At 71.6% G+C, this 21,419-nt stretch carries 16 protein-coding genes; 8 read left to right on the plus strand and 8 right to left on the minus strand.

Features of this window, described 5'->3' with window-relative positions:
* The 3 genes from ACIF80_RS00005 to glgB form a co-directional block, all read left to right on the plus strand.
* The coding region (locus tag ACIF80_RS00005) for an alpha-glucosidase C-terminal domain-containing protein (protein ID WP_399797299.1) at window positions 1–513 on the plus strand (513 nt) is incomplete at its 5' end.
* Between the two features lie 84 nt (window positions 514–597).
* Entirely contained in the window at window positions 598–2,025 is a 1,428-nt protein-coding gene (locus tag ACIF80_RS00010; protein ID WP_399797301.1) for a maltokinase, read from the plus strand.
* Between the two features lie 37 nt (window positions 2,026–2,062).
* Entirely contained in the window at window positions 2,063–4,513 is a 2,451-nt protein-coding gene (glgB, locus tag ACIF80_RS00015) for a 1,4-alpha-glucan branching enzyme (RefSeq protein WP_399797304.1), read from the plus strand.
* Window positions 4,514–4,541: 28 nt separating this feature from the next.
* On the opposite strand, the gene ACIF80_RS00020 is transcribed toward glgB, so the two are convergent.
* The 4 genes from ACIF80_RS00020 to ACIF80_RS00035 all read right to left on the minus strand — a co-directional run bounded on the left by ACIF80_RS00020 (window position 4,542) and on the right by ACIF80_RS00035 (window position 9,347).
* On the minus strand, window positions 4,542–6,863 hold the full coding sequence (locus ACIF80_RS00020; RefSeq protein WP_399799332.1) for a HelD family protein: 2,322 nt from the start codon (window positions 6,861–6,863) through the stop codon (window positions 4,542–4,544).
* A 153-nt stretch (window positions 6,864–7,016) separates the two neighbouring features.
* Window positions 7,017–7,349 carry a thioredoxin family protein gene (locus tag ACIF80_RS00025; RefSeq protein ID WP_399797307.1) on the minus strand — a complete coding sequence of 111 codons (333 nt, stop codon included), beginning with the start codon at window positions 7,347–7,349 and terminating at the stop codon, window positions 7,017–7,019.
* Window positions 7,346–7,774 carry a MerR family transcriptional regulator gene (locus ACIF80_RS00030; RefSeq protein WP_399797310.1) on the minus strand — a complete coding sequence of 143 codons (429 nt, stop codon included), beginning with the start codon at window positions 7,772–7,774 and terminating at the stop codon, window positions 7,346–7,348. Before ACIF80_RS00030 ends, ACIF80_RS00025 begins: the two co-directional genes overlap by 4 nt.
* 184 nt (window positions 7,775–7,958) lie before the next feature.
* Window positions 7,959–9,347, minus strand: coding sequence for a cation:dicarboxylate symporter family transporter (locus ACIF80_RS00035; protein ID WP_399797313.1), 1,389 nt, complete (start codon window positions 9,345–9,347; stop codon window positions 7,959–7,961).
* A gap of 150 nt (window positions 9,348–9,497) precedes the next feature.
* On the opposite strand from ACIF80_RS00035, the gene ACIF80_RS00040 reads away from it, so the two are divergent.
* Complete coding sequence (locus ACIF80_RS00040) at window positions 9,498–11,162, plus strand: ATP-binding protein (protein WP_399799335.1); 1,665 nt, start codon at window positions 9,498–9,500, stop codon at window positions 11,160–11,162.
* Complete coding sequence (locus ACIF80_RS00045) at window positions 11,159–11,845, plus strand: response regulator (protein ID WP_399797315.1); 687 nt, start codon at window positions 11,159–11,161, stop codon at window positions 11,843–11,845. Before ACIF80_RS00040 ends, ACIF80_RS00045 begins: the two co-directional genes overlap by 4 nt.
* A 111-nt stretch (window positions 11,846–11,956) precedes the next feature.
* On the opposite strand, the gene ACIF80_RS00050 is transcribed toward ACIF80_RS00045, so the two are convergent.
* Window positions 11,957–12,982: an ATP-dependent 6-phosphofructokinase gene (locus ACIF80_RS00050; RefSeq protein ID WP_399797318.1), complete on the minus strand. Its 1,026-nt coding sequence runs from the start codon at window positions 12,980–12,982 to the stop codon at window positions 11,957–11,959.
* Between the two features lie 354 nt (window positions 12,983–13,336).
* On the opposite strand from ACIF80_RS00050, the gene pta reads away from it, so the two are divergent.
* The 3 genes from pta to pyk all read left to right on the plus strand — a co-directional run bounded on the left by pta (window position 13,337) and on the right by pyk (window position 18,202).
* Window positions 13,337–15,442, plus strand: coding sequence for a phosphate acetyltransferase (pta, locus tag ACIF80_RS00055; RefSeq protein ID WP_399797320.1), 2,106 nt, complete (start codon window positions 13,337–13,339; stop codon window positions 15,440–15,442).
* The gene (locus tag ACIF80_RS00060; protein ID WP_399797322.1) at window positions 15,439–16,701 is read left to right on the plus strand and encodes an acetate kinase; all 1,263 of its coding nucleotides are present in this window, start codon (window positions 15,439–15,441) and stop codon (window positions 16,699–16,701) included. The genes pta and ACIF80_RS00060 overlap by 4 nt, the downstream gene beginning before the upstream one ends.
* Window positions 16,702–16,774: 73 nt before the next feature.
* Window positions 16,775–18,202: a pyruvate kinase gene (pyk, locus tag ACIF80_RS00065; protein ID WP_399797325.1), complete on the plus strand. Its 1,428-nt coding sequence runs from the start codon at window positions 16,775–16,777 to the stop codon at window positions 18,200–18,202.
* A gap of 122 nt (window positions 18,203–18,324) precedes the next feature.
* Here pyk and ACIF80_RS00070 read toward each other — a convergent pair whose 3' ends face one another.
* The 3 genes from ACIF80_RS00070 to ACIF80_RS00080 form a co-directional block, all read right to left on the minus strand.
* The gene (locus ACIF80_RS00070) at window positions 18,325–19,725 is read right to left on the minus strand and encodes a hypothetical protein (RefSeq protein WP_399797327.1); all 1,401 of its coding nucleotides are present in this window, start codon (window positions 19,723–19,725) and stop codon (window positions 18,325–18,327) included.
* Window positions 19,715–20,311, minus strand: coding sequence for a DUF6114 domain-containing protein (locus tag ACIF80_RS00075; protein ID WP_399797330.1), 597 nt, complete (start codon window positions 20,309–20,311; stop codon window positions 19,715–19,717). The genes ACIF80_RS00070 and ACIF80_RS00075 overlap by 11 nt, the downstream gene beginning before the upstream one ends.
* A gap of 189 nt (window positions 20,312–20,500) precedes the next feature.
* The gene (locus ACIF80_RS00080; protein ID WP_399797333.1) at window positions 20,501–21,145 is read right to left on the minus strand and encodes a DUF6230 family protein; all 645 of its coding nucleotides are present in this window, start codon (window positions 21,143–21,145) and stop codon (window positions 20,501–20,503) included.
* Between the last annotated feature and the right edge of the window lie 274 nt (window positions 21,146–21,419).

The raw sequence follows: 21,419 nt of genomic DNA on the forward strand, positions 1-21,419 counted from the left end.
GAGATCGGCATGGGCGACAACATCTGGCTCGGCGACCGCGACGCGGTCCGCACCCCCATGCAGTGGACCCCCGACCGCAACGCCGGCTTCTCGTCGTCGGACCCGGGGCGGCTGTTCCTGCCCACGATCATGGATCCGGTCCACGGCTACCAGGTCACCAACGTCGAGGCGTCCATGGCCTCCCCGTCGTCGCTGCTGCACTGGACCCGCCGGATGATCGAGATCCGCAAGCAGAACCCCGCCTTCGGCCTGGGCACCTACACCGAACTGCCGTCGACGAATCCCGCCGTCCTCGCCTTCCTGCGGGAGTACGAGGACGACCTGGTGCTCTGCGTCAACAACTTCTCCCGTTTCGCGCAGCCCACCGAGCTCGATCTGAGCGCCTTCGAGGGACGTCATCCGGTCGAGCTGTTCGGCGGGGTGCGCTTCCCGGCCGTGGGTGAACTGCCGTATCTGCTGACCCTGGGAGGCCACGGCTTCTACTGGTTCCGGCTCCGCAGGGACGCCGCGTAGAACCCGGGGCGGGGCGGTTTCTCCCGCCCCGCCCGGGGCACGCATCAGTAACACCCCGACGACCCGGGGAAAGGACGCGACTCCATGCCGGAAGCCGTCATACGTACCGTCGCACCCCCGCCCGGCCTCCTTGCCTCACTGGACCCACTGCTCAGGGAGTGGCTGCCGCGACAACGCTGGTTCGCGGGCAAGGGACGCCCGGTCACCGGGTTCACCCTGGTCGCAGCCACCGAGCTGCTGCCGCCCGGTGCCAGGCTGGGCCTCTACCACCTGCTCGTCCGTGCTCACCAGCCTGACCCGTCCGGCCCGTTCGGCTCCTCCGCCCCTGGGGGCGGAGGGGCCCACCCCGGCGACTGCTACCAGCTGCTGATCGGCGTGCGCGAGGCGCTGCCGCCCCGGCTGGCGCCCGCGCTGATCGGGCATGTGAGCGGGGGCCCGCTCGCCGGACGGACGGTCTACGAGGCCCTGCACGACGCCCGGCCCGCCGAACTGCTCCTGGAGGCCCTGCGGAGCCGGGCCCGGATCGGCGGGCTGCGCTTCGAGCGGGACCCGGGGCAGGAGATCCGGCCCGGTCTGGTGCCGCGCCTGATGACGGTCGAGCAGTCGAACTCGTCCGTCGTCTACGGAGATACGTTCATCCTGAAGCTGCTGCGCCGGATCGTGCCCGGGATCAACCCCGATCTGGAGCTGCCGCTGGCGCTGGCCCGCGAGGGCTGCCCGCGGGTGCCGCCGCCCACGGCGTGGCTGGTCGCGGACCCTGACCCGGCCGATCCCGGCGAGACCCATGTGCTGGGCGTGCTCCAGCCGTTCGTGCAGGGCGCGACGGACGGGTGGGAGCTGGCACTGCGGGAGCTGGCCAAGGGCGAGGACTTCGTCGCCGAGGCACGGGCGCTGGGGCGGGCCACCGCCGAGGTGCACACCGCGCTGGCCCGCGCGCTGCCCACGGTCACCCTGGGCCACAGCCGGCTGCGGACCATGGTCGCCGGCATGACCGAGCGGCTGGCGGCGGCCGTCCGGGCGGTGCCAGCGCTGCGGCCGTACGCGACCGGTCTCGGCTCGGCGTACACCGCCCTGGAGGACCTGGCCGCCGAGGGGCAGACCTGGACCGCCCAGCGGATCCACGGCGATCTGCATCTCGGCCAGTGCCTGCGGTCCCCGGCCGGCAAGTGGTCGCTGATCGACTTCGAGGGCGAACCGGCCCGGCCGCTCACCGAGCGGCGGATGCCGCAGCCCGTGGTCCGGGACGTGGCCGCCATGCTGCGGTCCTTCGACTACGCGGCCCGCTCCGCGGACCCGCCGCAGCCGGACTGGGCCGAGCACTGCCGGGCGGCGTACTGCTCCGGCTACGCGGAGGCGGCGGGCACGGATCCGCGCACCGATCCCGTGATGCTGCGTGCGTACGAGACGGACAAGGCCGTCTACGAGGTGCTGTACGAGGCCCGGCACCGGCCTCAGTGGCTTCCGGTCCCGTTGGCGGCGGTGCGCAGACTCGCCGGACCCGACCGGACCTGACCCGACCCACCCGACCTTCCCTCAGGAGGCTCCGTCCGTGACCCCCCGCCCCGAGTCCAGCGGTTCGCATCCGGAGCAGCCGGCCGAGCAGCGGCCCGCCGAGCCGCCGACGGCCGCGCGGAAGAAGAAACCCGCGGCAGTCGCGGCAGCCGAGGCGGCCGAGGCGATACCCGAGAAGGGCGCCACGAAGAAGGGCGCTTCGAAACAGGGCAAGACGAAGAAGGCCGGGGCCGTGCAGGTGCGGGCCTCCGGGACGCGCCCGGCGGCCGGGCAGCCCGCCCCGCCGGAGGCAGAGCTCGCGGTCTCCCCCGCTCTCGGCCCCGCCGACCGGGAGCGGCTGCTGGACGGCACGCACCACGATCCGCACGCGGTGCTGGGCGCGCACCCGGTGCCCGGCGGGGTCGTCTTCCGGGCGTTCAAGCCGTACGCCCTGGCCGTCACCGTGGTGTCCGGGGGCCTCACCGTCGAGCTGCACGACGACGGGGGCGGGTTCTTCTCGGCGCTGCTGCCGCTGCGGGAGGCCCCGGCGTACCGGCTGCTCGTGGCGTACGAGGGGACGGTGCGGGAGGTCGAGGACGCGTACCGGCTGCTGCCCACGCTCGGCGAGCTGGATCTGCATCTGATCGGCGAGGGACGGCACGAGGAACTGTGGACGGCGCTCGGCGCGCACCCCATGACCCACCAGGGGGTGACCGGCACCCGGTTCGCGGTGTGGGCGCCGAACGCGCGCGGGGTGCGGGTGGCGGGCGGCTTCAACTTCTGGGACGGCACCGGGTACCCCATGCGGTCGCTGGGCTCCTGTGGGGTGTGGGAGCTGTTCGTGCCGGGGGTCGGGGAGGGCGAGCTGTACAAGTTCGAGATCACCCGGCCCGACGGTTCGAAGACCCTGCGCGCCGACCCGATGGCGCGGCGCACGGAGGTCCCGCCGGCCACCTCGTCCGTCGTCACGTCCTCGCGGTACGCGTGGAGGGATGCCGAGTGGCTGGCGCGCCGTGCCGAAGTGCCCGTGCACGAGGCGCCGTTCTCGGTGTACGAGGTGCACCTGCCGTCGTGGCGACCGGGGCTGACGTACCGCCAACTGGCGGAGCAGCTGCCCGCGTACGTCAAGGACCTCGGTTTCACGCACGTCGAGCTGATGCCGGTCGCCGAGCATCCCTACGGCCCGTCCTGGGGCTACCAGGTCACCGGTTTCTACGCGCCCACGGCCCGCCTCGGCACCCCGGACGACTTCAAGTACCTGGTCGACGCCCTGCACCGGGCCGGGATCGGGGTGATCATGGACTGGGTGCCGGCGCACTTCCCGCGGGACGAGTGGGCGCTGGCCGAGTTCGACGGACGGCCGCTGTACGAGCACGCGGATCCGCTGCGGGCCGCCCATCCCGACTGGGGGACCCTGGAGTTCGACTTCGGGCGGCGCGAGGTGCGCAACTTCCTGGTGGCCAACGCCCTGTACTGGTGCGAGGAGTTCCACATCGACGGGCTGCGCGTGGACGCCGTCGCCTCCATGCTGTACCTCGACTACTCGCGCGAGCCCGGCCAGTGGACGCCGAACGAACGCGGCGGCCGGGAGAACCTGGACGCGGTGGCGTTCCTGCAGGAGATGAACGCGACGGTGTACCGCAGGGTGCCCGGCGTGGTGACGGTCGCGGAGGAGTCCACGGCCTGGGACGGCGTCACCCGTGCCACCCATCACGAGGGCCCGAGCGGTTTCGGCGGGCTCGGCTTCGGGCTGAAGTGGAACATGGGCTGGATGCACGACTCCCTGCAGTACATGAGCCACGAGCCGGTCCACCGCACGTACCACCACCACGAGATGACGTTCTCGATGGTGTACGCCTACAGCGAGAACTACGTGCTGCCGATCTCCCACGACGAGGTCGTGCACGGCAAGCGGTCGCTGGTGTCGAAGCTCCCCGGCGACTGGTGGCAGCAGCGCGCCGGCCTGCGCGCCTACCTCGGTTTCATGTGGGCCCATCCCGGCAAGCAACTGCTGTTCATGGGCCAGGAGTTCGCGCAGGGCGCCGAGTGGTCCGAGCAGCACGGACCGGACTGGTGGCTGCTGGACCCGGCCTACGGTGCCGAGGCCGACCACCGCGGGGTGCGCGACCTGGTGCGCGACCTCAACACCGTGTACCGGGACACCCCCGCGCTGTGGCGGCTGGACACCGAACCCTCCGGTTTCCGGTGGGTGGCCGGGGACGCGGCCGAGGACAACGTGATCGCGTTCCTGCGGTACGACCGGGACGGCACTCCGCTGCTCGCCGTGTCCCACTTCGCCCCCGTGGTCCGGCACGACTACCTGATCGGCGTCCCGGACGACGTGCCCGCCTGGCACGAGGTCCTGAACACCGACGCGGCCCGCTACGGCGGCGGCGACGTGGGCGGGCCCGACCCGGTCAAGCCGGAGCCGCAGGGGCGGCACGGGTTCCCGGCGAGCATCCGGCTGACCCTGCCACCCCTGGCGACGGTCTGGCTGCGCCCGGCCTGACCGGCGGGCGCCGGCACTGGCGCCGGCGCTACGCCAGGGTGTCGGCCAGCGGCTTCGGCAGCGGCTCGGTGTGCAGGACGCCGAGCCGCTGGGTGGCGCGGGTCAGCGCCACGTACAGGTCGCTGGTGCCGTAGCGCCCCGGTTCGGCCACGAGGACGGAGTCGAACTCCAGGCCCTTGGCCTGCCGCGGGTCGAGCAGCACGACCCTCTGCGTCAGGTCCGGTTCGGCACCCGCCGTGACCCCGTCCAGCCGGGCGGCCAGGGCGTGGTGCAGGTCGCGCGGGGCGATGACGGCGAGCCGGCCCGGCGGGGTGCCGTCCGGTCCGGGCGCGTCCTCGGGTGCCGGGGGCCCGGCGGTGAGTTCCGCGACGGCCTCGGCGACGGCGCCGGGCAGGTCGTCGGTGGCGCGGGCCCAGGGGCGTACGCCGGTGGAGCGGACCGAGCCGGGCGGCTCGAAACCGGGATGCTCGGCACGGACCACGGCCGCCGCGACGTTCATGATCTCGGCCGGGGTGCGGTAGTTGACGCCGAGCCGGGTGTGCTCCCAGCGGTCCTCGACGTACGGGGCGAGGATGTCCTCCCAGGAGCCGACCCCGCCCGCCTCCGACGTCTGCGCCGGGTCGCCGACCAGGGTCATCGAGCGGGTCGGGCTGCGCCGCATCAGCAGCCTCCAGGCCATCGGCGACAGTTCCTGCGCCTCGTCGACGATGATGTGGCCGAACGCCCAGGTGCGGTCGGCGGCGGCCCGTTCGGCGGCGCTGCGGTGGTCCTCCTCCTCGTGCCGCTCGGCGAAGCGTTCCGCGTCGATGATGTCGTGCGCGGACAGCACCTCGGAGGACTCGGGGTCGCCCTCCTCCTTGTCCTCGAACTCGAAGGTCCGCGACGCGTACGACACGTCCAGGACGCCCTGGGCGTACGCGATCTGCGTCCGCCGCTCCCGGTCGGCCCGCTCGCGCACCCACCGGTCGTCCTCGCCGAGGAGTTCGGCGGCCTCGTCGAGCAGCGGTACGTCGGCGACGGTCCAGTGCCGGGTCACCGGGCGGCGTACGGCGGCGGCGTCCTCGGCCGGCAGGAACTCCTCGGGGGCGGCGAGGAAGTCGGCGATCAGCCGCTGCGGGGTGATCCGGGGCCACAACCGGTCGATGGCGGACCACACTTCGGGGTTCTCGGCGAGTTCGTCGCGGATCTGGGTGATGTCGCTGGGGTCGAGCAGATTGCTGCCGTCGTACGGGTCGGTGCCGATGCGTTCGGCGACCATGTCGGTGAGCGCGTTGAGGATGTGGCCCTCGAAGTACTCGCGGGACGCGTTGTGCGGCAGCTTGGCGGCGCGGGTGCGTTCGCGGGCGACCCGCACCAGGCCGTCGTCCAGCATGAGGATCTCGCGGTCGTGCTCGATGGTGATCACCGGGTCGGGCAGCGTCTGCCGGCTGCGGACCACCTCGGTGAGGACGTCGGCCATGGCGGCCCGGCCCTTCACGGCGGCGGCCCCGGGGGTGTCCGCCCGGGTGGTCCTCACGCCGGGGAACAGCTCGCCGACGGTCGCGAGCAGCACTCCGGTCTCGCCGAGGCTGGGCAGCACCTCGCCGATGTAGCCGAGGAACGCCGGGTTGGGGCCGACGATCAGGACGGCGCGGCGGGCCAGCAGCTCGCGGTGCTCGTAGAGGAGGTAGGCGGCGCGGTGCAGGGCCACGGCGGTCTTGCCGGTGCCGGGGCCGCCCTCGACCACCAGCACGCCGCGGTGCGGGGCGCGGATGATGCGGTCCTGGTCGGCCTGGATGGTGCGGACGATGTCGCCCATGCGGCCGGTGCGCGCGGAGTTGAGCGCGGCGAGCAGCACGGCGTCGCCGGTCGGGTCCTCGTGGCCGGTACGGGTCTCGTCGCCGAGGTCGAGGATCTCGTCGTGCAGGGCGGTGACCGTGCGCCCCTCGGAGGTGATGTGCCGGCGGCGCCTCAGTCCCATCGGGGTGTGGCCGGTGGCCAGGTAGAACGGGCGGGCGACGTCGGCGCGCCAGTCGATGAGGACGGGGGTGCGCTCTGCGTCGTCGGCGCGCAGTCCGATCCGGCCGATGTGGTGGGTGGCGCCCGAGGAGAGGTCGATCCGGCCGAAGCACAGCGACCCGTCCACCGCGTTCAGCGCCGCGAGCAGCCCGGACCGCTCGGCGACGAGGATGTCCCGCTCCAGCCTGGCCTGCATGGGCGTGTTGCCCTGTCCGAGCGCGTCCGTGAGGGACACCTCGGTGTCACCGCGCAGGGCGTCCACGCGTGCGTACAGTCCGTCGATGAATTCCTGTTCCTGTCGGAATTCACGGTCCGGATATTCGCTGTTTGACAATTCGGCTCCCGCCCGGATATACTGTGCTCACTGAACTTCTCCGCGATTCAATCCTATTGAAGTCGCGAGTCAACGAATATACGCAAAAGAAACCCCCGGACGCAATTGCGTCCGGGGGTTTCTTTTGTACGGTGCCGGCTGCCGGTGCCGACCGCCCGCGCCGGGGGCGGCTCAGATCACCTCGCCCAGTTCCTCCAGCAGCCGCCGCCCGGGCCTGGCGCCCACCATCGACCGCAGCGGTTCCCCGTCCCGGAACACCATGAACGTCGGCATCGACAGCACCTTGTACGCGTTGGTGGTGGCCGGGTTGGCGTCCACGTTCAGCTGCACGACCTTCAGCCGCTCACCCTGCTCGGCGGCGAGCGCGCTCAGCACCGGCGCCATCTGTCGGCACGGCGGACACCAGTCGGCGGTGAACTCCACCAGCACCGGCAGTTCGGCCCCGATCACCTCCGTCGCGAAGTCCGCGTCGGTCACCTCGGTCACACCTTTCGCCCTGCTCATCCGTGCCGCCCTCCCAGTTCACACACCGGTTCCGGACCCCCCGGAACCTCAGCGTCGGTGGCCAGCTCGTCCCGCGCCCGTTCCGCCCGCGCCAGCTGCGCCCCGACGCCCGCCCGTACGGCCCGCAGCTCGCCGATGAGCGCGTCGAGTTCGTCCAGCTTGCGCCGGTAGACCGCGAGCGAGGCGGGGCACGAGTCGCCCTCGGGGTGCCCGGCCCGCAGGCACTCCACGAACGGCCGGGTCTCCTCCAGCCCGAACCCGAAGTCCTGGAGCGTCCGGATCTGCCGCAGCAGCTTCAGGTCGTCCTCGTCGTACGTCCGGTGGTTGTTGCCCGTACGCCGTGCGGGCAGCAGTCCCCGTGACTCGTAGTACCGCAGCGTCCGCGTGGTGGTCCCGGCGCGTGCGGCCAGCTCGCCGATTCGCATGCCGGTGAACGTACGCCTTGACGTCGGCGTCAGGGCAAGGCCGGGCGCGGTGGGACGGGACGGGACGGGACGGGAGAGCGAAAAGGGCCGAGCGGCCGGACTCACGGGGGAAGGAGTCCGGCCGCTCGGCGGCGGGGAAAGCGCTGGTGGGGCAGCGCTTGTGCAGCAGGAGGAAACAGCCCCGTCAGGCCTTGGCGAGTTCCTTCTCGCCCGCTCCGGGGACCTCGGCGCGGTCGGCGGGGCCGTCGTCGCCGTGGTCGTCCAGCAGGGTGGCCTCGTCGAAGGGCGCGGCACCGGAGAGGACCTGGTTCACCCGCTCCTTGTCGATCTCCTTGGTCCAGGTGCCGATCAGCACCGTGGCGACCGCGTTGCCCGCGAAGTTGGTCAGGGCGCGGGCCTCGCTCATCAGACGGTCGATGCCGACGATGAGGCCGATGCCGTCCACCAGGGCCGGCTTGTGCGACTGCAGACCGCCGGCCAGCGTCGCCAGGCCCGCACCGGAGACACCGGCGGCGCCCTTCGAGGCGACCAGCAGGAAGAGCAGCAGCGGGATCTGCTCGCTGATCGACATCGGCGTGCCCAGGGCGTCGGCGATGAACAGCGAGGCCATGGTCATGTAGATCATGGTGCCGTCGAGGTTGAAGGAGTAACCGGTCGGGACGGTGATGCCGACCACCGGCTTGCTGACGCCCAGGTGCTCCATCTTCGCGATGAGCCGCGGCAGCGCCGACTCGGACGAGGACGTGGACAGGATCAGCAGGAACTCACGGCCGAGGTACTTGAACAGGCTCCAGACGTTCAGACCCGCGACGATCCGCACCAGCGTACCGAGCACCACGAAGATGAACAGCACACAGGTGATGTAGAAGCCGAGCATCAGCACCGCGAGGCTCTTCAGCGCGTCCACGCCGGCGGAGCCGGTGACCGCGGCCATGGCACCGAACGCACCGACCGGGGCGGCCCACATGATCATGGCGAGGACCCGGAAGACCAGCCGCTGGATGTGCTCGATGCCGCGCAGGACCGGCTGGCCGGCCTTGCCCATGGCCTGCAGCGCGAAGCCGCACAGCAGGGCGATCAGCAGGGTCTGCAGGACCTCGCCCTGGGTGAAGGCGGAGACCATCGTGGTCGGGATGATGCCGAGCAGGAACTCGGTGGTGTCCTTGGCCTCCGCGTCGACCTGGGCCTGACCGGTCTCCTTGACCGCGTCGGTGACCGCGAGGCCCGTCCCGGGGTCGAGGATGTTGCCGACCACCAGGCCGATGCCGAGCGCGACCAGCGACATGATCAGGAAGTAGACCATGGCGATACCGCCGACGGCGCCGACCTTGGCGGCCTTCCGGACGGAGCCGATGCCCAGCACGATGGTGCAGAAGATGATGGGCGAGATCATCATCTTGATCAGGTTCACGAACCCGGTGCCGATCGGCTTCAGCTCGACCGCGAAGTCGGGTGCGATCAGACCGACGGCGATGCCGAGGGCGACCGCGATGATCACCGCGATGTAGAGATAGTGCGTGCGGTCCCGCTTCACTTCGGGAGCGGCAGGTGCCGTATCGGCTGTGCTGGTCACGGCGGCCTCCTTGACGACGTCGGCATCACCGGCGTGCGGCTCACGTCCGGGGGATGGGGGTTGGGGACAGCCGTGACTATGTCCTGCCTTGTGAGCGCGGTCACCCTTCCGTTCATTTAGTTCACGCTGCCGGAGATGCACACTGTCGGGATGCGCTTCGCCCTCCCCAGACCCCGCAGCCTCGCGGCCCAGCTCTTCGCCATGCAGGCGGTGCTGATAGCGGTCCTCGTGGTGGGGTACGCGCTGTTCAGCTACGTCGGCGACCGCAGCCAGGCGGAGGAGGCAGCGGGCCACCAGGCCACGGGAGTGGCCCTGTCGATCGCGGACTCGCCCTCGGTGCGGGAGTCGATCCGTACGGCCGATCCCTCGGCGACGCTCCAGCCGTACGCGCTGGCGGTGGTGCGCGACACCGACATCGACTTCGTCACGATCATGGATCCGCGGGGCATCCGCTGGACCCATCCCGACCCGGACCAGATCGGCCTGCCCTTCCGCGGCCACACCGCTGCCGCCCTCCGGGGCCACACCTTCACCGAGACGTACACCGGCACCCTGGGCCCGTCCGTGCGCGCGGTCGCCCCGGTCCTGGACGGCGACCGGATCGTCGGCCTGGTCAGCGCGGGCATCAGGGTCGAGGAGATCAGCCAGCGCGTGCAGGGCCAGCTGACCGCCCTGCTCGCGGCCGCGGCCGCCGCCCTGGCGCTCGGCGCGGTCGGCACGTACGTGATCAACGCGCGGCTGCGCCGGCACACCCACGGGATGAACGCGACCCAGCTCAGCCACATGCACGACTACCATCAGGCCGCGCTGCACGCCGTGCGCGAGGGGCTCCTGATGCTGGACGGGCAGTACAGGGTGGCGTTGATCAACGACGGCGGCAGGGAGCTGCTGGGTGTGGGGCCGAAGGAGGACGTGGTGGGCAGGCCGGTCACGGAACTCAGCCTTCCGGCACCTCTGACGGGCGCGCTGCTCGCCTCCCGGCCGCGGGTCGACGAGGTGCACCTGACGGCGGACCGGGTGCTGGTGGTGAACACCTCCCCGGTGTCGGGCGGTGAGCGGCGCGGTTCGGTGGTGACCCTGCGCGATGTGACCGAGCTCCAGTCCCTGACGGGCGAGCTGGACTCGGAGCGGGGCTTCACGCAGGCGCTGCGCTCCCAGGCGCACGAGGCGGCGAACCGGCTGCACACCGTCGTCTCGCTGATCGAGCTGGGCCGGGCCGAGGAGGCGGTGGACTTCGCGACCGCCGAGCTGGAACTGGCCCAGGCGCTCACCGACCAGGTGGTGGCGGCGGTGGGCGAACCGGTGCTGGCGGCGCTGCTGCTGGGCAAGACCGCCCAGGCCAACGAGCGGGGCGTGGAGCTGGTGGTCACGCCGGACAGCCGGCTGGACGACGGGCTGCTGCCGGACACCCTGCCCGCCCGGGACCTGGTCACCATCCTGGGCAACCTGATCGACAACGCGGTGGACGCGGCGCTGGGCGGCATCAGTCCCCGGGTGACGGTCACCGCCCTCACCGACGCCCGCGCGGAGCTGATCCTCCGGGTGTCCGACACCGGTCCGGGCGTGGACCCGGACCACACCGAGGCGGTCTTCGAGCAGGGCTTCACGACCAAGCCGTCGGGGCCGGGCGGGCGCGGGCTGGGCCTGGCGCTGGTACGGCAGGCGGTGAACCGGCACGGCGGCACGCTGACGGTGACGTCGGAGGAGGACGGCGGTGCCCGCTTCGAGGTACGCCTTCCGCTGCGGGCCGCCACCGCGGGCCGTGCGGTCGCTAACGGCTCGATGGCGGGCTCGGGCACGGGAGGCACGGCATGACCGGCAGGCCGCCCATCCGTGTCCTGGTGGTGGAGGACGACCCCGTCGCCGCCGACGCCCACGTGATGTACGTCGGCCGGGTGCCGGGGTTCGTCGCCGTCGGCAAGGCCGCCACGGGCGCCGAGGCCCGCCGGGTGCTGGAGCGCATCCCCGTCGACCTGCTCCTGCTCGACCTGCACCTGCCCGATGTGCACGGGTTGCAGCTGGCCCGGTCACTGCGGACCGCGGGGCATCACGCGGACGTCGTCGCGGTGACCTCGGCACGGGACCTCACGGTGGTGCGCGAGGGCGTGTCGCTGGGGGTCGTCCAGTACGTGCTGAAACCGTTCACCTTCGCGACGCTGCGGGACCGTCTGGTGCGGTACGCCGAGTTCCGGGCGGCCGTGGGCGAGGCCAGCGGCCAGGCCGAGGTGGACCGGGCGCTGGCCGCCCTGCGCGCCCCCGGACCGGCCGCCCTGCCCAAGGGCCTGAGCGCGCCGACCCTGGAACGGGTGACCCTGGTCCTGCGCGGCGCCGACGAGGGCCTGACGGCCAGCGGGGTGGCGGAGGCGGTGGGCATTTCCCGCATCACCGCCCGCCGCTACCTGGAGCATCTGGTGGACGCGGGCCGCGCGGGCCGGCGCCCCCAGTACGGGACCGTGGGGCGGCCCGAGTTGCAGTACCGGTGGGTGACGGGCCCGTAGGGCCGGCCGTACGCCGGGGCCGGCCAGAACGCGCAGGGCCGCACGCCGGGGCGATGCCTCGGGCACGGCCCCGGCGCGGAGGTCGTCGGACAGGGCGGGCGGGGCCGCCCGTCAGTAGACCGACTCGGCCTCGTCCATGCGGTCCTTCGGGACCGTCTTCAGTTCGGTGACGGCCTCCGCGAGCGGGACCATCACGACGTCGGTCCCGCGCAGCGCGGTCATCCGGCCGAACCGCTCCTGGTGCGCGGCCTCCACCGCGTGCCACCCGAAGCGCGTGGCGAGCACCCTGTCGTACGCGGTCGGTGTGCCGCCGCGCTGGATGTGGCCGAGGATGACCGGCCTGGCCTCCTTGCCGAGGCGCTGCTCCAGCTCGTGGGCCAGGGCCGTGCCGATGCCCTGGAAGCGCTCGTGGCCGAACTTGTCGATCTTGCCCTTGCCGTAGTCCATGGTGCCGTCGGCGGGATGGGCGCCCTCGGCGACGCAGATCACCGCGAACTTCTTGCCGCGGGCGAAGCGTTCCTCGACCATCTTCACCAACCGGGCCGGGTCGAAGGCCCGTTCGGGAAGGCAGATGCCGTGGGCGCCGGCGGCCATGCCGGACTCCAGGGCGATCCAGCCCGCGTGCCGGCCCATGACCTCGACGACCATGACCCGCTGGTGGGACTCGGCGGTGGTCTTGAGCCGGTCCATCGCCTCGGTGGCGACGCCGACGGCGGTGTCGAAGCCGAAGGTGCGGTCGGTGGAGGAGATGTCGTTGTCGATCGTCTTCGGCACGCCGACCACCGGCAGGCCGGCCTCCGACAGCATGTGCGCCGCGGTGAGCGTGCCCTCGCCGCCGATCGGGATGAGCGCGTCGATGCCGAAGTCGCGGATCATGTCCGAGGCGTTCTCACAGGCCTCGCGGAGCCGGTCGCGCTCCAGCCGGGAGGAGCCGAGTATGGTGCCGCCGCGGGCCAGGATGCCGCTGACCGCGTCGAGGTCGAGGGTGCGGTAGCGGCCGTCGAGCAGGCCCGCGTAGCCGTCCTCGAAGCCGATGACCTCGTCGCCGTAATTGTCGACCGCTCGGTGCACGACCGACCGGATCACTGCGTTCAGGCCGGGGCAGTCGCCGCCTGCGGTGAGAACTCCGATACGCATCGTGCAGTCGTCTCCTGGTCGCTGGGGATACCGGTGAGCCGTCTCCGATTGTTCCATGCCGCCCGACGCATCGCGGCCCCGTCCCTTCCCCGGGTCCCGGCTCCCCCGTCCCTCCCCGTCCCGCCGCCGTCCCGTCCTCCGTCCCCGGCTCTCTCGAGGGCACGTCCCGGCCGCCCCGTTCCCGCCGCGTGTCCCGGTCTCGTGCCCGGCCCCTCGGGCGGGCACCCCCACCTGCGCCGGAGGTACTGTCGAGGAGGATTCGCCCGCCCCGGCGGGCGGGTGCCGGCCGGCACCGGGAGGGCCCCGGTCCGCAGGGCCCGAAGCACCGCGAGACCCCGACGAAACGGAGCACGCGTGACCCGCAGTGTGTACGTCACCGGTATCGACCGTGGCGACGGCCGCCAGGTCGTCGAACTGGGAGTGATGGAACTCCTGACCCGGCAGGTCGACCGGGTGGGCGTCTTCCGTCCCCTGGTGCACGACGGTCCGGACCGCCTCTTCGAGCTGCTGCGTGCCCGCTACCGGCTCACCCAGGACCCGGCGACCGTCTACGGCATGGACTACCAGGAGGCGTCCGCCCTGCAGGCCGAACGCGGCCCCGACGAGCTGGTGTCGACGCTGGTCGACCGGTTCCACCTGGTCGCCCGCGAGTACGACGTCGTCCTCGTCCTCGGCACCGACTACGCCGACACCCAGTTCCCGGACGAGCTGTCCCTGAACGCCCGCCTGGCCAACGAGTTCGGCGCCTCGGTGATCCCGGTCGTGGGCGGCCGCAGGCAGACCTCCGAGTCGGTGCGCGACGAGACCCGCAACGCCTACCGCGCCTACCACACCCTGGGCTGCGACGTGCTCGCCATGGTGGTCAACCGGGTCGCCCGCGAGGACCGCGACGAGATCGCCGAGCGGCTCGCCCCCCGGCTGCCCGTGCCCTGCTACGTCGTTCCCGACGAACCCGCGCTCGCCGCCCCCACGGTGGCCCAGGTCGCCCACACCCTCGGCGCGAAGGTGGTGCTCGGCGACGACTCCGGACTGGCCCGCGACGCCCTGGACTTCGTCTTCGGCGGCGCCATGCTGCCCAACCTCCTCGCCGCCCTGACCCCCGGCTGCCTGGTCGTCACCCCGGGCGACCGTTCCGACCTGGTCGTCGGCACGCTGGCCGCGCACAGCGCCGGCACCCCGCCGATAGCCGGCGTGCTGCTCACCTTGGACGAGGTGCCCGGCGACCGCATCCTCACCCTCGCCGCCCGGCTCGCTCCCGGCACCCCCGTGCTGTCGGTGCCCGGCAACAGCTTCCCCACCGCCGAGCAGCTGTTCTCCCTGGAGGGGAAGCTGAACGCGGCCACCCCGCGCAAGGCGGAGACCGCGCTGGGCCTCTTCGAGCGGTACGCCGACACCGCCGAACTCACCCGGCGGGTCTCCGCACCCAGCAGCGACCGGGTGACGCCGATGATGTTCGAGCACAAGCTGCTCGAGCAGGCCCGTTCCGACCTCAGGCGGGTCGTCCTGCCCGAGGGCGACGAGGAGCGGGTGCTGCACGCGGCCGAGGTGCTGATGCGCCGGGGCGTGTGCGACCTCACCCTGCTCGGGCCGGTCGACCGCATCCGCAAGAAGGCCGCCGACCTGGGTATCGACCTCGGCGACACCCAGCTGATCGACCCGGCCGAATCCGAGCTGCGGGACGCCTTCGCCGAGAAGTACGCTGCCCTGCGCGCGCACCGGGGCGTCAGCGTCGAGCTGGCCTACGACGTCGTCTCGGACGTGAACTACTTCGGCACGCTGATGGTGCAGGAGGGATTCGCCGACGGCATGGTGTCCGGCTCGGTGCACTCCACGGCCGCGACCATCCGGCCGGCCTTCGAGATCATCAAGACCCGTGAGGACGCCTCCATCGTCTCCTCGGTGTTCTTCATGTGCCTGGCCGACCGGGTCCTGGTCTACGGCGACTGCGCGGTCAACCCCGACCCGGACGCCGAGCAGCTCGCCGACATCGCCGTGCAGTCGGCGGTCACGGCCGCGCGGTTCGGGGTGGAGCCGCGGATCGCGATGCTGTCGTACTCGACGGGCACGTCCGGCTCCGGCGCCGACGTCGACAAGGTGCGCGAGGCGACCGAGCTGGTCCGCGCGCGCCGCCCGGACCTCAGGATCGAGGGGCCGATCCAGTACGACGCGGCCGTGGAGCCGTCGGTCGCGGCGACCAAGCTGCCGGACTCCGAGGTCGCCGGCCAGGCGACCGTGCTGATCTTCCCCGACCTGAACACCGGCAACAACACCTACAAGGCCGTGCAGCGCTCGGCCGGGGCGGTCGCGGTCGGCCCGGTGCTCCAGGGTCTGCGCAAGCCGGTCAACGACCTGTCCCGGGGCGCCCTCGTCCAGGACATCGTGAACACCGTCGCCATCACGGCCATCCAGGCCCAGTCCCCCGCCGCCCCGGCCCCGAGCGAGAAGGCAGCCACCCAGTGAGTCCCCACCCGTCGCCCGCCACCACCCTGCCCGACGAGCTGCGCTCGGCCCCTCCTTCCCGTGTCCTCGTCCTCAACTCCGGCTCCTCGTCGGTGAAGTACCAGCTGCTGGAGATGAGCGACGGCAGCCGGCTCGCGTCCGGCCTGGTCGAGCGGATCGGCGAGCGGACCTCACTGGTCCGGCACACGCCGGCGGCGTCGGGCGGGGAGCCCAGGGAGCGGACCGGACCGGTCGCGGACCACGAGGCCGCACTGAAGGCGATGGCCGAGGAGCTGGGCGCCGACGGGCTGGGGCTCGACTCCCCCGCACTGGCCGCGATAGGGCACCGGGTGGTGCACGGCGGGATGCACTTCACCGAGCCGACCGTCATCGACGAAGCGGTCCTCGCCGAGATCGAACGGCTCATCCCGGTCGCCCCGCTGCACAACCCGGCCAACCTGACGGGCATCCGCACCGCGATGGCGCTGCGCCCGGACCTGCCGCAGGTCGCCGTCTTCGACACCTCCTTCCACACCACGATGCCGGAGTCCGCCGCCCGCTACGCGATCGACGTGCGGACCGCCGACGAGCACCGGATCCGCCGCTACGGCTTCCACGGCACCTCGCACGCGTACGTGTCCCGGGAGACGGCCCGGCTGCTCGGGAAGGCGCCCGAGGACGTGAACGTCATCGTGCTGCACCTGGGCAACGGGGCGTCGGCCTCGGCGGTGCGGGGCGGGAAGTGCGTGGACACCTCGATGGGGCTGACCCCGTTGGAAGGGCTCGTGATGGGTACCCGGTCGGGAGACATGGACCCGGCCGTCATCTTCCATTTGACGCGCGTCGGCGGAATGTCCGTCGACGAGATCGACACTCTTCTCAACAAGAAGAGCGGTCTGGTCGGCCTGTGCGGTGACAACGACATGCGCGAGATCCGCCGCCGGGTCGACGCGGGCGACGAAGAGGCGAAGCTCGCGTTCGACATCTACATTCACCGTCTGAAGAAGTACATCGGCGCCTATTACGCCGTTCTCGGCCGGGTGGACGCGGTGGCGTTCACCGCCGGGGTCGGCGAGAACGCCGCACCGGTGCGGGAGGCGGCCGTGGCGGGCCTGGCGGGGCTGGGCCTGGAGGTCGACGCCGAGCGCAACGGCGCGCGCGGCGCCGGGCCGCGGCTGGTCTCGCCCGAGGGTGCGCGGGTCGCGGTCGCCGTGGTACCGACGGACGAGGAAATGGAGATCGCCACACAGACCTATGCACTGATCGGAAAGCGCAATTGAGCAGCCGCTTCCTCATGTGTACCTTCCGCCAGACGGAATATTCCGGAGCGAAACAAACCGATAGGATCGCCCCATGCGCCGTTCCAAAATCGTCTGTACTCTCGGCCCCGCGGTCGACTCCCACGAGCAGCTCGTCGCCCTGATCGAAGCCGGCATGAACGTGGCCCGCTTCAACTTCAGCCACGGCTCGCACGCCGAGCACCAGGGCAGGTACGACAGGGTCCGTGCCGCCGCCAAGGAGACGGGCAGGGCCATCGGCGTCCTCGCCGACCTCCAGGGCCCGAAGATCCGGCTGGAGACCTTCGCCGAGGGTCCCGTCGAGCTGATGCGCGGTGACGAGTTCACCATCACCACCGAGGACGTCCCGGGCGACCGGACGATCTGCGGGACGACCTACAAGGGTCTGCCCGGTGATGTCTCCCGCGGCGACCAGGTACTGATCAACGACGGCAACGTCGAGCTGAAGGTGCTGGACGTCGAGGGCTGCCGGGTCAGGACGATCGTCATCGAGGGCGGTGTCATCTCCGACCACAAGGGCATCAACCTGCCCGGCACGGCCGTGAACGTGCCCGCGCTGTCCGAGAAGGACGTCGAGGACCTGCGGTTCGCGCTGCGCATGGGCTGCGACCTGGTCGCCCTGTCCTTCGTCCGGGACGCCAAGGACGTCGCCGACGTCCACCGCGTGATGGACGAGGAGGGCCGCCGGGTGCCCGTCATCGCCAAGGTGGAGAAGCCTCAGGCGGTGGAGAACATGGAGGACGTCGTGATGGCGTTCGACGGTGTGATGGTCGCCCGCGGTGACCTCGCCGTCGAGTATCCGCTCGAGAAGGTCCCGATGGTGCAGAAGCGCCTGATCGAGTTCTGCCGGCGCAACGCGAAGCCGGTGATCGTGGCGACCCAGATGATGGAGTCGATGATCACCAACTCCCGTCCGACCCGCGCCGAGGCCTCCGACGTGGCCAACGCGATCCTGGACGGCGCGGACGCGGTCATGCTGTCGGCCGAGTCGAGCGTGGGCGCGTACCCGATCGAGACCGTGCGGACGATGTCGAAGATCGTCCAGGCGGCCGAGCAGGAGCTGCTGTCCAAGGGCCTGCAGCCGCTGGTGCCCGGCAAGAAGCCGCGCACGCAGGGCGGTTCGGTGGCCCGTGCCGCCGCCGAGATCGCCGACTTCCTCGGCGGCAAGGGTCTGGTGGCCTTCACCCAGTCCGGCGACACCGCCCGCCGGCTGTCCCGCTACCGCGCGAGCCAGCCGATCCTGGCGTTCACCACCGACGAGTCCACCCGCAACCAGCTCACGCTCAGCTGGGGTGTGGAGCCGTACGTCGTGCCGTTCGTGAACAGCACGGACGAGATGGTCGACCTGGTCCAGCAGGAACTGGTCCGGCTGCACCGCTTCGACGAGGGTGACGTCGTGGTGATCACCGCCGGCTCCCCGCCCGGCGTCCCCGGCACCACCAACATGGTCCGCGTCCACCACATGGGCGGCCCCACCAGCTGACCCGGACCGCGCGTGCACGAACGCCGAGGGCGCCCCCCGGGAGAACGGGGGGCGCCCTCGGTGTTGTCCGCGGCTCGCGGAAGGGCTGTGGCGGGTGCACGGCCGGACGCCGCGGCCGGTGCTCAGTCGATGTACTGGCGCAGCCCGGGGATGTGCAGCGTTCCGCCGAACTGGCCGGCCTGCTGGACCGTCACATCCGTGAAGTAGATCAGGGGGATGTTGAGCGGCGGCGGGTTCTCCGGGTCGAAGGTGACCGGTATCAGCCCGAGCAGCTTGCCGGAGATGCTCTCCGTGTACATCACGGTGTCGCCGTCGCGGATGGTGGACGTCGACCCCTTGGCCGCCCGCACGTGGTGGGTCTTGCCGGACTGCTCGTCCTCGACCGTCTGGTGCAGGTCGCCGATGTCGGTGCCGTTGGAGACGACGTACTTCAGGACCTTCTTGATCTTGCCGCTCGCGGTCCGCACCTCGACGATGCCCTGGTAGTCGGCACCCTTCAGCGTCAGCGAGCTGGCGTTCAGGAACCACGGGTCCTCGGGCAGCAGGATCTTGTTGTCGACCCCGCCCTCGGCGTCGGTGGCGACCGGGCAGTCCTCGACGTCGGTCGTGGCGCTCTCGGAGGGGCTCGGCGAGGCGGTGGCCTCCGGGGTCGCGGTGGCCTCGTCGGCCTCCGCGGCGGGTTCCTCCGCCTCCCCGGCCTCCCCGGCCTCCCCGGCTGCCTCGTCCGCGGTGTCGGCGGGCTCCTCGGCGGCGTCCTCGGCGGCTTCGTCGCTCTTCCCGGCACCCTTCCCGGTGGTCTCCTCCGCCGTGTCCGCCTCGTCCTCGGTGGCGCTGCCCGCGGCGGACGCGGAGGCCGACGGGGTGGGACTCGCGGTCGCCTCGTCGGTCTTCCTGTCCTTCGGGGTGAGGAGGTCGGTGAGGGCGTCACCGACCTTCTCCAGGGCGTTGCGGTCGGTCTCCGAGGGGGACGGCTCGGGCTCCTCGGCCCCGTCGCCGGAGGCGTCGGAGGTGGCGGGCGCGGCCTCGTCCTTGCCGTCCTCGTCGTCGGAACCTGAATCCGGCGAAGAGGACGAGTTCCCGGAGGAGGAGTTCTTGCCCGTTGCCTTGTCCGCGCCCGCGTCCGTACCGGAGTCCTCGGCCGCGTCGCCGCCGGCGGAGGCCGAGGGGTCCGGTTCCGTGACGGGGGCCGTTTCGTCCGGGGAGGCCGTGTCACTCGCCGACGCGGACGGGCCGGCCGAGGAGGACGCGTTCTCCTCGGTGTCCTCCAGGGCCGCCACGCAGTCCTTGTACTCGTCGGCGGTCAGGCTCCTGGACTTCGGCTGCTCGTCGGCCTGGGCCAGTGTCGGCGTGAACCCCATGCCCATCAGGACCGCGGTCGGCATCGCCGCGAGGGCGATCGCCTTCCCGGCCGGCATGTGGAACCTGGTGAACAGCGGCTTGCGGGGGGCCGCGTGGCGCGGCCCCCTCCTGTCCGGGGTCAGGGCCGCGGCGGCGCTCCGGTCTCGCATCTCGTCAGCTGACACGGTGGCCCCTGTCGCGGTCCTCGATCCGGGCGTCGTCCGCCTCCCCGAGGTCGCCGGCCCCGTACGGAGGGTGCGGCTGTCCCGCCTCGCCCGCGGTGCCCTCGGGCGTGCCCCGGGGGATGTCCTTCCGGGCACCGTTGCCGGACGGTCCGCCGAAGAACTTCCAGCGCCCGCCCGCCTCGCTCTGCGGCTTGTCCGGCACCCAGGCCAGGGCCAGCGCACCGCCGATCATCGCGAGCAGGTAGCCGACCACGAAGCCACCTATGTTGGAGACCACGAGGGACACCAGGGCCAGAAGGATCGACGCCACACCGGCGAAGATCCGGGTGGCCTGCTGGAACCACATGGTCAGACCCAGCGTGATCAGCAGGACACCGATGATCAGAGAGCCTGCGCCGGCGGTCGTCGCCATGGCGATCGACATGTGGCCCAGCTGCAGCGTGGCGTAGGGGAAGTAGGCGATGGGCACCCCGCCGAGCAGGGTGAAAAAGCCCGCCCAGAACGGCCGGTGGCCCCGCCAGTCACGGAATCGCAGACGCAGCCGGGTGAAAGTCCCGGCGCTCTGGACCGGAGTCTCGGCACTCATGGAATACAGCTCCCTGGTCCGGTGAAATTACCTACCGGCTCGGCCTGGGGACGGAGAAGCCGGAAAATCTGAGTCTGTACGAACACCCGGGTACGAAGCACCGGGCTGGGGGTGCGGGGCGGAGAAGCGAAGCTTCTCCGCCCCACTCGGCCGCTCAGCCGGCCGAGGACGTCTCCGGAGCGGAGTCCGTCAGTAGCACTCCATCTTGGGGTCCCCGCCCAGACGCATCTTCAGGCCGCTGAGCTTGAACGTCCCGGCCGTGGTCGCCCACGCCGTCTGCTTGACCCCGTAGAGGTCGGCCGACTCCGCCTGCTGGGCGAAGCCGCCCGGCAGGGTGGTGGCCCCGTCCTTGTTCGCGGGACCGCGCGTCTTGTCCTTGATCGCGACACCGATGTCGATGTTCTTGAACTCCGCATCGGCGTCGAGCTGGGCGACGTCGATGTAGAGGTTCTTGGCCACGACCGGGTTCTTCTTGTCGTTGCCCGCCTCGAGACGGAGGTAGACCGTCTTCCCTATGAGGGGGATCTCCGTCTTGACCGACTGACACATCTTGGTGATCGTCGCGTCGTCGAACGACGAGATCGCGACCGGAACCTGCGTCTTGTTCTTGCCGTCGGTCGACGTGTAGACGCTGTCGATGCCGCCGTACTGGGCAAAGCCCTCGCCGTGCAGGTGATCGGCCGTCACCTTGAACTGCTGGCCGGAGACGCTGAACGACGCCGCGAGGGCGCCCTGCGCCAGGCCGACGCCCACCGCGGCCGTGGCGACCACGCTGGGCACCATGACCACGGCGAACCGCTTCCATCTGGTCCCGCCACGCACCTGGGACTCCATATTTCCTCCTTCTCGGACGTACATCTCCTGCTCTGACGCGCCGCCATTCGGCGGACCGCCGGGCAGGGATGGGAGAAGCACTACGTCCTCGGGAAGGAGAGCGCCGCGCTCGGCAGCGCACGAAGCGTCCGAATCACCGGCGATCACCCCCGAGCGACAACCACTGGTCGCGCCTGACACACATCACGCACAACCTGCCGGACAGGCTTCACCGGACGGGCGAAGACCCCCCTGTCCAAGAACCGGCTCCACTGCCACCGGTTCTGCCCGGTGG

The sequence above is a fragment of the Streptomyces sp. NPDC085927 genome (assembly GCF_044540975.1).
GTDB lineage: Bacteria > Actinomycetota > Actinomycetes > Streptomycetales > Streptomycetaceae > Streptomyces > Streptomyces hirsutus.

What these genes read in the sequence shown, in the direction of transcription:
- ACIF80_RS00010 (WP_399797301.1), top strand. Translation starts at nt 598, where the DNA reads ATGCCGGAAGCCGTCATACGTACCGTCGCACCCCCGCCCGGCCTCCTT.
- ACIF80_RS00025 (WP_399797307.1), bottom strand. Translation starts at nt 7,349, where the DNA reads ATGAGCAGGGCGAAAGGTGTGACCGAGGTGACCGACGCGGACTTCGCG.
- ACIF80_RS00030 (WP_399797310.1), bottom strand. Translation starts at nt 7,774, where the DNA reads ATGCGAATCGGCGAGCTGGCCGCACGCGCCGGGACCACCACGCGGACG.
- ACIF80_RS00040 (WP_399799335.1), top strand. Translation starts at nt 9,498, where the DNA reads ATGCGCTTCGCCCTCCCCAGACCCCGCAGCCTCGCGGCCCAGCTCTTC.
- ACIF80_RS00045 (WP_399797315.1), top strand. Translation starts at nt 11,159, where the DNA reads ATGACCGGCAGGCCGCCCATCCGTGTCCTGGTGGTGGAGGACGACCCC.
- ACIF80_RS00050 (WP_399797318.1), bottom strand. Translation starts at nt 12,982, where the DNA reads ATGCGTATCGGAGTTCTCACCGCAGGCGGCGACTGCCCCGGCCTGAAC.
- pyk (WP_399797325.1), top strand. Translation starts at nt 16,775, where the DNA reads ATGCGCCGTTCCAAAATCGTCTGTACTCTCGGCCCCGCGGTCGACTCC.
- ACIF80_RS00075 (WP_399797330.1), bottom strand. Translation starts at nt 20,311, where the DNA reads ATGAGTGCCGAGACTCCGGTCCAGAGCGCCGGGACTTTCACCCGGCTG.
- ACIF80_RS00080 (WP_399797333.1), bottom strand. Translation starts at nt 21,145, where the DNA reads ATGGAGTCCCAGGTGCGTGGCGGGACCAGATGGAAGCGGTTCGCCGTG.